The organism is Colwellia sp. Bg11-28, assembly GCF_002836245.1.
GTDB classification, from domain to species: Bacteria; Pseudomonadota; Gammaproteobacteria; order Enterobacterales; family Alteromonadaceae; genus Colwellia; species Colwellia psychrerythraea_A.
The window spans coordinates 1,136,364-1,148,457 of record NZ_PJBA01000018.1; the positions used below are offsets into that span (position 1 = coordinate 1,136,364).

Genomic DNA, 12,094 nt, shown 5'->3' on the forward strand with positions numbered 1-12,094 from the left:
TTAATCCGTGTTAAAAGTTATAGGCTAGATGCTGATGAAACCTAACCATCATTTCTTCTTTAGTCGGGTCTATTTCAAGTTCTACGGCCATTAACTGTATTGCTTGCTCTATTTGATTTAAAAATCGACCAAAGCCATGGCCACTATTATTTTCAGGTGTTGCGACAAAGACTAACTGAACATTATCCGTCAGCTCAGCTGCATTCCATTTACTCACAATACCGCATGGACTTTGCTCAGGGTTATACCCTAACATTTGCAACTCACCCACTCTAGATACGATCTCATGAATACTGTATCTAACAATAGGTACTAGCCCATTGGCAATCAACGCACCATTGTTTAGATTATAGCGCTTTGCCGCCATAGTAAAAACATCCGTTAGATACATATACAAAGGGTTGTAAGGATCTTTAGAATTACTATCGATTTCTACTTGTTGCAATAACTCATTACTGATATTCAAGGTAACAACAGCATAATTCATGGCACTATGGTAACTTGGTACCGTCACTTTTTGGCTAGCATAACGTTTATTAATCTCACGCAATTTATGCGCTTTGGTAATGGTGCAACCTTTATTCTTAGCAAACAGATCGTAAGTCAAATGTTGATGATCTCGCAAACGCACATCGCTTTTATCGAGTTTAATTTTTTCACAAAACTTTTCCACCACTTGGCTGATTTTACTATGAAAATTAGCAGCATTAACTCTAATTTCACTACCCGTTGCTAAAAAGAGTAAACACACTTTCTTCGCTCTTTTACTCCCATCAAAAAACGATTTTTTAAGATGATGGCTCTCAGGGTTGTAATAAAATAAAATTTGCTGATTAGTTTGCCATTGATGCATTTCTTGGCTGTACCTTACGCGCGCGAGTTTGTCATTGGCGATAAACTGACAATTTTCTAGCTCTATTTCATCAGTCAATTCAAAAAACAATGCCGATAATTGCTGATAAAAATCATAATATGGCTGTGGCTTTAAATCGCTGTATTTTCCTGAAAATTGCTGAAACAGTTCATCGGTCAAGGTAAACTCGGCTAGAATATATTGATTATCGCGCACATTACCAGGTAAGTAAGCTTTGTGAGCGGCACTTCGTTTTCTAATAATTGACATGTTCATCCCTAACGTTGTTAACCTTTTAAGTTAAGCACAGTATAATGAGCGAGAATGAAGCTTTTGTGACGTAAAGATGTCACTAATATGACAAGCATTTACCCGTAAAAGGACCTAATTTGTTAAACGATCAACAAGCCCTGATTGAAGCTATTAATCAAACGATGCCTTTTGGTAAATATGCTGGTAGAAAATTATTACAATTACCTGAACCGTATCTGGTTTGGTTTCATAGCAAAGGTTTTCCTGAAGGAAAATTAGGACAACAATTAGCCTTGATGTATGAAGTGAAGCTCAATGGTTTAGAAACCATGCTGCAACCTTTATTACGTACGTAACCTGAACTCTGCTTAATAAATATTTCTCTAGCCGCTATTTTTACTAACTTCTTTGTTAAATCCACTTGCAATAGGCCAGCTATTGACGCGTAAATTTGCCTCGAATTAAGAAAAAATATCAAGCTAGATATGTTGAAATTATTTACGTTATATAATTCATGAGCTTAACTATCACTTAAACAGAGTTCAGCTTACTTAATAACTTAAAATACAGATTGTTTCTCAAATAAGTTTTTTTAACGGCTCCTAGTCAATAGTAAAAACCTTTTTTAGAGTAATTTTGTCTATCAAGTTAGCTCTTTATTATCTATCGCAATAACGTTTTATCATGATGCGCAGCTAACAAATTGTTTTGCCAAGGCAAACTTTCATGATAAAAATTTGCCTACCATTTTTCCTTACTTTATCTTTTTCTCTCCTCTTCAAAATTACATTTTTTCACTTGCATCACTACAAAAAATCCTCTTAAATGACTCGTCGATTGATGAAATTTCATACTACTTTCAGATAAGATAGAATTCGATAGTCGACCACTCTGTAGTCTTAAGTAATAAATTCTCTCAGGTAAGCGAGGGACACTAAATTTGTTTATTAATTGATTTGTCAAATAATTACGAAATTTTTATAAGGTGGAATAAATGAAAAGACAAAAAAGAGATAAATTAGGTAGAGCGCATTCTAACGGATATCAGGCTGGCCTTGGCGGCAAAACTAAGGAGCAGTGTCCTTATCAAAATATTGATGCTAAATCGCAATGGCTTGGTGGTTGGCGAGACGCCATAAGTGATAGAAATTTGGGGTTATTTAAATAGAAATCAACTGAAGACTTTATCCCCGAATCTTAACGATTGGGGATAAATATTATCAATAAACTGAGCTATAGCAAGCGGATTAATTAAATCACTCGAGAAAAACGTTGCTGATTAACATGCTTTTTCATGTAAGCATCAAAGCTCATACAAATGATACGAATTAATAAGCGGGCTTTTTGCTCTACCTTAATATGTTGAGCATTATTTTCTACTAAACCATCGTCAATAAAGGTATTTAATAATGGTAAGTCTTCAGCAAAATATTCATCAAAATCAATATTGTATTTTTCACTAATGACTTGTTTATCTAAATACAAGTTACACATCAATTCTTGAATAACTTCACCACGTAAAATGTCGTCTTCAGATAAGCTTACGCCTTTGATTTGGGCATGCTGTTTTTCTGTTATTGCTTGGTAATATTCTTTCAAATCTTTTATATTCTGGCTAAAACTATTACCAATAGAGCTAATTGATGATACGCCTAAGCCTAATAAGTCACAGCCACCTTTAGTAGTGTATCCTTGGAAGTTACGATGCAAGGTACCATCACTTTGCGCTATCGCTAATTCATCATTTGGTTTAGCAAAATGATCCATACCGATAAAGTCATAACCAAAGTCACAAAGCGTTTCTATGGCTAATTTCATCAAGGCAAACTTTTCTTGTGTACTAGGTAACCATTCATCACGTAATTTACGCTGTGCGGCAAAACGGCTTGGTATATGGGCGTAACTAAATAGAGAGATACGGTCAACATCCCACTCATGGGCTTTTACTAACGTTTTAGTGAAATTCTCAAGCGTTTGATGCGGTAAGCCATAAATAAGATCAATATTAATAGATTTAAAGCCAACCTCTTTGGCGTGCTGAATAAAGTCACCAATGAACTCTGTTGACTGCACACGATTAATAGCTTGTTGTACTTTTAAATCAAGATCTTGCACACCTAAACTTAAGCGATTGAAACCTAAAGAATATAAATGCTCAGCTAAGTCCATCTCAATTTCACGAGGATCAATTTCAATACTCATTTCTAGTTCATCCGAGAAATTAAATTTCTCTTTTAATAAAGAAACAAGTTGAGTAATTTGCGGGTGAGTTAAAAAGCTGGGTGTACCACCGCCCCAATGCAGTTGCTTAACAGTATACTCTTCAAACAAGGGTGCCTGTAGTGCTATTTCTTGCGCTAAATATTCAAGGTAAGTATCTGCTTTTCCACGATGACGAGTAATAACTTTATTACAACCACAGTAATAACAAAGTGTATGACAAAATGGGATATGTACATAAAGTGACAATTCACGGTTTTGCGAGTTTTCTATCGCTTTAATAAAGTCCTCATGTTTAAAATTATCATGAAACTCTAACGCTGTTGGATAAGAGGTGTATCTTGGTCCGCTGGTGTTATATTTATTTAATAGCGCATTATCGAAGAATTGACTTACTTTCATATTTTCATACCGTTTTATTTAGTGAACGAAAATATTATAGCCTTTTATAATTTGTACGCATTGATCAAGCGCAACAACAGACCTTAATAAGATCTGTTATTGGAATTAAGGCCTACTGTTGGCGCTAAGGAGTTAAAAGAGTAATTTGCTCAGTAGTGAATTGAAAAAGCTTATCCAAATCAATCACAACCTCGTCATGCCTTTTATTTAACGCTGTTATACGTTGATAATCTTCACGCATACGCTCTTTTTTCGTTAGCGTTTTACGTGCATCTAGAATTGAAAGGCTTTTAATTTCTTCATATAAGCCAAAGATACCCGGAAATTTATCAGACATTTCCGTCAATGTTTTCAATGAAGACAACAATACCGACAAACGCCAGCATCCTTCATCAAATTCACATTGCTCTTCCTGCATAGCACGTGTAATTAATAACACACTATCAAGTACTTTTTTATCGTGCTTATTAAGCGCTAGCTCTTGTGCCTGTTTTGCTTGTGCTTGTTGTTCTTTTTGCCGCGCTACTTGTTTTAATAACTTACCTGCATAAAATGCTAAGGCAAGTACAATAATAACGCCAAACAACAAAGCATAAAGCCAAAAATCACTCATTGATGTTACTCTTTCTCTTCAAAATCTGAAAAGTTAGGGCGATCTAGTTTATCCCATAAGTCATCTTCGCTATCACTGCTGTTAGATTCATCACTTGCGTCTTCATCTTCATCTAGACCCAATTCTGCAGATAATGCTTGATGACGTTCCATTTTCTCATTGTAGTAGTCAACTTCTTGCTCTGTTAAAGCAATATCGTCTTCTTGTTTAGCTAAAATACTTTGTAACAACTCATCTTGCTCAATAGCATCAAGCTCTTGTTCAGCAGACAATTCAACCTTCGTATTCTCAACAACAGTATTTTCAACAAAACGCACAGCCGCGATAGGTGCTGATTTCTGGCTGTCTTGTTTCGCTTTTGCTTGCTTAGATTTTTCTGCTTTAGCTTTTTCGGCTTTAGTAATTATTTTACCTAAAACAATCGGCGTTTTATTACCAAGGCGCGGATCTTTATTGCCCCCTTGCTGATTATTATCAGTTTGCTCTGGCATTGCTTCTTTTTGACGATTTCCCGCCACCTTACCCGTTGTTTTACGGGTACGCTTCTCAACTTTTTCTAATTCTTGCTTACTTAACTTAGGTTTAGCTGTCGGTGCTCCACCTGGTTTTCTAGATTTTTTTGAACGAGACATAGATACAGTTACTTTTTTACTAATAATGTCAGCTATTTTACGTTATTAATGGCTTAAAAACCTTAAAAAGCAGAAAAAAGACACAAAAAAAGCGCCAATTGGCGCTTTTTTATGTCTCATTAACTTAAAGACGAATTTTAATCTTTGGGTGAGTATTGATTTCTCCCCCTTTAGAGATCACAGCGATATTATCATTACAGCTTAGTACTGCCACATGAGTATCGTGAACGTCTCTTATAAAGCTAAGCTTATAGCCAAATTGCGCTAAGCTACTGGCAGCAAATTTTTGCGCCAATGTTAAACTTTCCCAAAGTTTATCTGTATCGCCCAACACTTCTTGCCGGCGCTCCAACAGATCTTCTCTTTGCATTGCTGCAGCCATAATTTCCCCTCCCTAGACCAATTATGATTTAGATAAGTTTTTATTTATTATTATTATTAGTATTAATACTATTTTGAATGAAATTTAACCTACTTTACATGTAACATCAATAGCGATTACACTGTTACCTTAAATTAGTTGGTTTATAACCACATAGTCTTTGATATATAAGGTAAAAAATGACACGTGTATTAGATGAATTATCAGCGTTATTAAAACTAGAAGTCATTGAACAAGGCATCTATCGAGGACAAAGCCAAGATTTAGGTTATAAAGCTCTCTTTGGTGGTCAAGTTATGGGCCAAGCACTTTCGGCGGCTCAAGAAACAATTGCCGCTAATCGCTTTGTTCATTCGCTACATTCTTATTTTTTACGCCCTGGTGACGCTAGCTTACCCGTTGTTTATGAAGTAGAAGTCATTCGTGATGGTTCGAGTTTTAGTACCCGTAGAGTGCAAGCGGTGCAAAATGGTAAAGCCATCTTTTATATGACCGCATCTTTTCAACATGCTGAAACAGGCTTTGATCACCAAGATACCATGCCTACTGTAGCGGCTCCCGAAGATCTTCCCTCATTTACCGATTATATAAAAGCCAACCAAGACTATATACCTAAGTCATTACGCGAAAAGTTTTTAGCTGAAAAGCCTATTGATGTCCGTCCTGTTCAACAATATAACTGGTTGCAACCAAAGCCTACAGATTCTGTAAGCCAAATGTGGATAAAGGCCAATGGCGATTTACCTGATGATTTAGGCATACACACCTATATGTTAGCTTACACGTCAGATTTTCATTTTTTACCAACAGCATTACTGCCCCATGGCGCCAGTCATTGGCAACCAAACTTCCAAATTGCCACCATAGATCACGCTATGTGGTTTCATCGTCCATTTCGCTTTGATGATTGGTTACTTTATTGCATGGATAGTCCGTCTGCGAGTAATGGTCGCGGGCTAGTGCGAGGTCAAATATATAATCGTCAGGGAGAGTTAGTCGCGTCTACCATGCAGGAAGGTGTAATTAGGCAACGCTAGCGACAGCTATTAGTCATATGGTTATATGGTTATATGGTTATAAATTTATAGCCATATGACTTTTTAGATTACTTAGTTTGCAGTCAAGTAAATGACAGCTATATAGCACCTGTTCTTTTTTCTAATGCTTTACGTTTTTCAACCGCTAGAGAAGTAACTCTCGCTTTTAATACCGGCTCTAAACCTAACATAAAATACACTTCAGCCATTAAAAATAATGGTCCGATTAGAAACTGGCTCAAATCATCAACAAAAGCCGGTTTGGCTTTTTCATAATAATGACCAATAAACTGAATAATCCAACCAACAACGAATAAACCTAGTGCGATATAAATCAAACCTGCTGTGCCACTCAATAATTGCGCAATAAACAAGTTAATTAAAATGTATATCAGCATGCCCAATGCCAATAAACGATGCAAAAAAATATAATAAATAGCGACAACAGAAAAAATAGCCATTGCTAAGGTATAGTGCAAAGTCACTTGAGCACTAAAAACATCATCCAGGGTTATTTCAAAGGCAATAGTACTCAACATCAGTGTTACGGCTAACACTATCAAAGGGACGCCAACAAAATGGGTGTTGATGTTTTTCTGATTCAAATGCACACTTTTATAACGCGCTAGTTGCTCTTCAATTGACTTCATTTAAGTACTCTATGTTATGAATTCTGTTGCCAGTCATGTCCACTAGGATGTTGAAAAACACGCAAATCAAACTGTGGTGCTATGGCAAAAAGGTGATCAAAGATATCAGCTTGGATTGTCTCGTAAGCAAGCCAATCAGTGGTGTTAGCAAAACAGTAAATTTCCAATGGCAAGCCAGTTTGCGTGGCGGTTAACTGCCTCACCATACACGTAAGATCATTACGAATATGACTATTTTGTTGTAAGTACTTGGTAATATAAGCTCGAAAAGTTCCTATGTTAGTCAGTTGTCGACTATTTAAAGAAGTAAACGATTGGGTGATCTCACCGCTGTTGTGGCCGTGTTCGCTCTGTGCCAGCTCTTGCTTTTTATCACTAAGGTAATCTTGTAATAAATACGCATTAGTCAGTTGGTTTATTTTTTCAGCACTACAGAAATCAATACTAGCAATATCAATAATAACGGTACGCTTAATCCGTCGTGCGCCGGTATGATACATATTGCGCCAGTTTTTAAAGGAATCACTAATCAGCGCGTAAGTAGGTACTGTGGTAATCGTTTTATCAAAATTTTCTATTTTCACCGTACTTAGACCTATTTCTAGCACATCGCCATCGGCACCATATTTGGGTAACTCAACCCAGTCGCCAGCAACAACCATTCTATTCGCTGATATTTGAATACTAGCAACCAAACCTTTAATGGTGTCTTGAAAAACTAACAAGAGTACCGCGGTCAAAGCACCTAAACCACTTAATAGATAAACCGGTGAGCGGTCAATGATAAGCGAAATAATGATAATACTGGTCACTAAATATAAAGCTAATTTAATGATTTGAATAATAGCGCTTAACGGTAAAAACCGTTGCTTGGCACTTTCTTTATAGATGCTTCGACTGACATTAAGTAAGGCGCTAATACAACGTGAAATTTGAAAAGTAAGTAACACTTTACTCAATAAAATGAGTAAAGTACTGGCAATACTGGTGGTTTCTAAGATAAGTGGCGTTAAGAAGAGCATTAATACTAGCGGTAGTAGTAAAGCCATTCGACTGAGCACGCCATGCTCCATCAATGCATCATCCCAGGTATTTTTACTATTAATAATGATCTTATTCATCAAACCTAAGACTTGATGTTTCGCAATATAATAACTTAGGCTAGAAATCAACAAAATCATACCAATACCGACAGCAGTTGCGCTACTGGCTAAATATTTCGAGCTGATACCTTGCTCACTCAACCAAATACTGATCAGTTCATTCATACACTTCTCCTGTCATCTTATTGGTGAGGGGCTTAGCTCAGGGACATTCCGCATTTAAAATTAGTCATCACGTTGGGCATTATATTGCTGTCTCATGTTCTCAAGTCTTGCATCTTTATCATGCCAAAATTGCGTTAACCATTTTTGAAAAGCAATTCTATCATTTCGATCTGAAAAATTGATATGACCTAACTCACTAGCAATATCGAAGGTCTGGATATCAATGTGTACCTTCTCCACCTCTCCGTAGATAAAATCACTGAAATTTGGAATTCCATCGGGATAATAGATAGTAACGTCAACTATTTTGGTCAAATGCTCACCCATTGCATCTAATACAAAAGAGATACCACCTGACTTTGGCTTCAACATATGTTGAAAAGGAGAACCTTGCTTATCATGCTTTTTTTGAGTAAAACGCGTACCTTCAATAAAATTCATCACACTAACTGGTTTGTGTTTGAACTTAGCACATGCTTTTCGAGTTGTTGCTAAGTCTTTACCACGTAGATGAGGATTCTTCTTCAAGAAAGCTTGGCTATATCGTTTCATAAAAGGAAAATCGAGAGCCCACCAAGCCAGTCCTAATAGGGGGACATAAATAAGTTCTTTTTTTAGGAAGAATTTTAAAAATGGAATATTGCCGTGTAAAGCTCGTTGTAAAACGACAATATCAACCCAACTTTGATGATTTGCTAACACCAAATACCAATCATTAATTTTAAGCGCTTCTAAACCTGTCACCACGATATTTGTTTTAGTAAATAACTTTTGAATTATGCTATTTGTTGCCACCCAATTACTGGCCATTAAATCAAGTAAGTAACTAAATATTTTTTTGGAGAAAGTTAATGGAATTAACGCTTTAAACAGGGAAAAAACTAAAATAGGTAACAGCCAAAATATGGTATTAAGGATATAAAGGGAAAAGGATATAAAACCGATCAATTTGGCTGGTAAGAAATTTAGCATATCTTGATAATAACTAATAATAATAGATAAGTAACACGGATAACGTCATTTAATCATGATTTAGCTCATAATTAAATTTTTTTATTGCTCCTCTATCAAGCAATTCATTTTAAAATCACACTATTCGTTAAATAATCGTTAAATTATCTTTTTGGGTAAAAAGTGATCTCTTTTTTTTTATCATCCAATAATATCGCTGTTTATCTGAATATAAGGGTGTAAAACACATGGTTACCTGCAAATACTTTATAAAACGATTGAAAATAGACTTTTTAGTATTTTCTAATAGTGAATAATTACCTTTAATAATTGAGTTTTTAATCAGTTTCAAGCATACTAAACAAGCTTAATAATAGGAGATAAAATGAACTTTAATAGAGCTGTAATCAAAGTAGGTAGTGCCTTAGTTGCACCGACTAGCGATGGTTGTAGTGGCCAATACATCTTAGCAATTGCACAATTCATTACCAAATGCCAACAGCAAGGTAAGGAAATTATTTTAGTTTCATCTGGCGGTGTGGCAGCTGGCCGTACTATCATTCAACATGGCTCACCAAAGCTCTCGCTTTCCACTAAAAAAGCCATGGCAAGCGTTGGTCAGATGCAAATGATGGCTAATTGGCAGCGTTTTTTTGATATCCCTTGTAGCCAGATACTCATCACTCAAAATGATTTAGCCGATAGAGAACGCTTTATCAGCATTCAAGAAACAATAAAAATTCAATTAGCCAATGGTGTACTACCTATCGTTAATGAGAATGATACCGTCACCACCAAAGCACTCGCTATCGGCGATAATGACAATATTGCCGCGTTAGTTGCCCAGGCATGTGAAGCAGACAGTTTATTCATATTAAGTGATATTGATGGTGTATTTACCAAAGACCCAAATATCCATGACGATGCCGTATTAATCCCTAATATCGATAAGATTACCGATGAAATTTATGCCATGGCTGGTACAAGTCGTAATCCTTTAGCGAGCGGAGGCATGAAAACCAAAATACAAGCCGCTGAAAAAGCCGTTGAACACGGCATAAACACCTATATAGTCAACGGCTCGAAAAGTGAGGTATTTAGCTCACTTTTAGCAAAAGTTAATCCAGGCACTCGTTTTGCCGCAGATAAAGATATTATTACCGCTAAAAAGCACTGGCTTAAACACACATTAAAAAGTCGAGGTAAAATTAAACTCGACCCCGGTGCAGTTAATGCGGTTGTGAACAAAGGCGCTTCTTTATTACCTTCTGGTATAAAATCAGTGACTAATAGATTTAAAGCAGGTGATGCTATCGATCTAGTTGATGCAAGCAATAATGCGGTGATCGCCAAAGGAATTACTTTATATAGTCACTATGACTTAAAAAGAATTATGGGCAAACACAGTAATGATATCACCGATATTTTAGGCCATGACCAAGGCGATGTTGTGGTTCACCGTGATGATATGGTTATATTATAATTAAGCTATAGCAAGCAGATTAAAATAACTTAAACAATTTTCGACAAGAGTAGCAAAATGACTGATTTTAATATCGCCACTATGGCACAAAAGGCTAAACAAGCTAGCAGAGTGGCTGCACAACTTAACAGTAGTGAAAAAAATGCGCTATTAAATGACATTGCCACAGCGATTGAAAATAATAGTGATGCTATTATCCAAGAAAATAGTAAAGACATTGCAGCAGGTCTAGAAAAAGGCTTGTCGCAAGCGATGTTGGACCGATTAGTGCTCACGGATAAAGGCATTAAGGACATGAGTTCTGCTATCCGTGAGATTGTTGCTTTAACAGATCCTGTTGGAGATGTTGATAAACTATCATTACGCCCGAATGGCATTCAAGTCGGTAAAATGCGCATCCCTCTTGGCGTCATAGCCATGATTTATGAAGCGCGCCCCAATGTTACAGCAGAAGCCGCCGCCTTATGTATTAAATCGGGTAATGCCGTGATCCTACGTGGTGGCTCAGAAGCAATTCATTCCAACTTAGCTATCGCTCACTGCTTACATCAAGTATTAACGACTCATAATGTTGATGAACATATTGTTAGTGTTATTCCTGATACTAGCCGCAGTGTTATTGAGCAACTATTACAGCAAAGCGACACGATTGACCTAGTCATTCCACGTGGCGGTGAAGGTTTGATCCGCTATGTTAGTGAAAATAGCCGTATCCCTGTTATCCAACACTATAAGGGCGTATGTCATTTATACATTGATAAATACGCAGACTTAGATAAAGCGGTCAACATTTTAGTCAATGGTAAAACCCAGAAGCCAAGTGCGTGTAATGCCTTTGAAACCGTTTTGGTACATAGTGATATTAGTGCAAAGTTCTTACCATTAGCGGCTAAAGCACTGAATGATGCAGCACAAGTGAAAGTTCATGCGTGTAAGAATAGTATTGGTTTTTTCCCTAATGCTGAGTTGGCAACTAATGAAGATTACCAAGCGGAGTATTTAGCGCAAGAAATTGCTGTAAAGGTTGTCAGTAGCTTTGATACAGCAATTGGTCATATCAATGAATTTACCTCTGATCATACTGAAGTCATTATTAGCCAAGACATTTCACGCAGTCAAAAATTCATTCGCCAAATAAACTCCTCTGTAGTGATGGTGAATGCCTCTTCACGCTTCTCTGATGGTAACCAATTAGGCTTAGGCTCGGAAATAGGTATATCTACCAGTAAACTACATGCTTATGGCCCAATGGGCCTAGAAGCGCTAACCACTGAGAAGTTTGTTGTTTTTGGTGATGGTCAAGTTCGACTATAAGCGATAAGATTTATATCTAGTAGATAATTAACAAAAA

At 36.6% G+C, this 12,094-nt stretch carries 13 protein-coding genes; 5 read left to right on the plus strand and 8 right to left on the minus strand.

Annotated elements, in window-relative coordinates; all coding sequences use genetic code 11:
- Nucleotides 1–10: 10 nt before the first annotated feature.
- Nucleotides 11–1,123 (minus strand): DUF3083 family protein, encoded by a 1,113-nt coding sequence (locus CXF79_RS22080; protein WP_101157924.1) that lies wholly within the window; start codon nucleotides 1,121–1,123, stop codon nucleotides 11–13.
- 119 nt (nucleotides 1,124–1,242) lie between these two features.
- On the opposite strand from CXF79_RS22080, the gene CXF79_RS22085 reads away from it, so the two are divergent.
- The gene (locus CXF79_RS22085) at nucleotides 1,243–1,461 is read left to right on the plus strand and encodes a DUF3820 family protein (protein ID WP_011045540.1); all 219 of its coding nucleotides are present in this window, start codon (nucleotides 1,243–1,245) and stop codon (nucleotides 1,459–1,461) included.
- 638 nt (nucleotides 1,462–2,099) lie between these two features.
- A complete protein-coding gene (gene rmf / locus CXF79_RS22090; protein WP_011045541.1) occupies nucleotides 2,100–2,273 on the plus strand; it encodes a ribosome modulation factor in 174 nt (57 codons plus the stop codon).
- 83 nt (nucleotides 2,274–2,356) lie between these two features.
- Here rmf and hemN read toward each other — a convergent pair whose 3' ends face one another.
- The 4 genes from hemN to CXF79_RS22110 all read right to left on the minus strand — a co-directional run bounded on the left by hemN (nucleotide 2,357) and on the right by CXF79_RS22110 (nucleotide 5,354).
- Nucleotides 2,357–3,727, minus strand: a complete 1,371-nt coding sequence (gene hemN / locus CXF79_RS22095) for an oxygen-independent coproporphyrinogen III oxidase (protein WP_011045542.1) — start codon at nucleotides 3,725–3,727, stop codon at nucleotides 2,357–2,359.
- Nucleotides 3,728–3,851: 124 nt separating this feature from the next.
- Complete coding sequence (locus tag CXF79_RS22100; protein ID WP_011045543.1) at nucleotides 3,852–4,340, minus strand: DUF2489 domain-containing protein; 489 nt, start codon at nucleotides 4,338–4,340, stop codon at nucleotides 3,852–3,854.
- Between the two features lie 5 nt (nucleotides 4,341–4,345).
- Nucleotides 4,346–4,972 carry a Der GTPase-activating protein YihI gene (yihI, locus tag CXF79_RS22105; protein WP_101157927.1) on the minus strand — a complete coding sequence of 209 codons (627 nt, stop codon included), beginning with the start codon at nucleotides 4,970–4,972 and terminating at the stop codon, nucleotides 4,346–4,348.
- A 124-nt stretch (nucleotides 4,973–5,096) separates the two neighbouring features.
- Nucleotides 5,097–5,354, minus strand: a complete 258-nt coding sequence (locus CXF79_RS22110; protein WP_011045545.1) for a hypothetical protein — start codon at nucleotides 5,352–5,354, stop codon at nucleotides 5,097–5,099.
- 179 nt (nucleotides 5,355–5,533) lie between these two features.
- Here CXF79_RS22110 and tesB point away from each other — a divergent pair, with 179 nt between their 5' ends.
- The gene (gene tesB / locus CXF79_RS22115; RefSeq protein WP_011045546.1) at nucleotides 5,534–6,391 is read left to right on the plus strand and encodes an acyl-CoA thioesterase II; all 858 of its coding nucleotides are present in this window, start codon (nucleotides 5,534–5,536) and stop codon (nucleotides 6,389–6,391) included.
- 98 nt (nucleotides 6,392–6,489) lie between these two features.
- Here the strand turns inward: tesB and CXF79_RS22120 are convergent, their stop codons facing one another.
- Genes CXF79_RS22120 through CXF79_RS22130 form a run of 3 tightly spaced genes read right to left on the minus strand, consistent with a single transcriptional unit; the run spans nucleotide 6,490 to nucleotide 9,281 of the window.
- Nucleotides 6,490–7,041, minus strand: a complete 552-nt coding sequence (locus CXF79_RS22120; RefSeq protein ID WP_101157929.1) for an Mpo1 family 2-hydroxy fatty acid dioxygenase — start codon at nucleotides 7,039–7,041, stop codon at nucleotides 6,490–6,492.
- Nucleotides 7,042–7,055: 14 nt separating this feature from the next.
- Complete coding sequence (locus CXF79_RS22125) at nucleotides 7,056–8,309, minus strand: mechanosensitive ion channel family protein (protein WP_101157931.1); 1,254 nt, start codon at nucleotides 8,307–8,309, stop codon at nucleotides 7,056–7,058.
- 60 nt (nucleotides 8,310–8,369) lie between these two features.
- Nucleotides 8,370–9,281, minus strand: a complete 912-nt coding sequence (locus CXF79_RS22130) for an acyltransferase (RefSeq protein ID WP_011045549.1) — start codon at nucleotides 9,279–9,281, stop codon at nucleotides 8,370–8,372.
- Nucleotides 9,282–9,645: 364 nt separating this feature from the next.
- On the opposite strand from CXF79_RS22130, the gene proB reads away from it, so the two are divergent.
- Complete coding sequence (gene proB / locus CXF79_RS22135; RefSeq protein ID WP_011045551.1) at nucleotides 9,646–10,743, plus strand: glutamate 5-kinase; 1,098 nt, start codon at nucleotides 9,646–9,648, stop codon at nucleotides 10,741–10,743.
- 57 nt (nucleotides 10,744–10,800) lie between these two features.
- Entirely contained in the window at nucleotides 10,801–12,057 is a 1,257-nt protein-coding gene (locus CXF79_RS22140; RefSeq protein ID WP_101157933.1) for a glutamate-5-semialdehyde dehydrogenase, read from the plus strand.
- The last annotated feature ends 37 nt before the right edge of the window (nucleotides 12,058–12,094 follow it).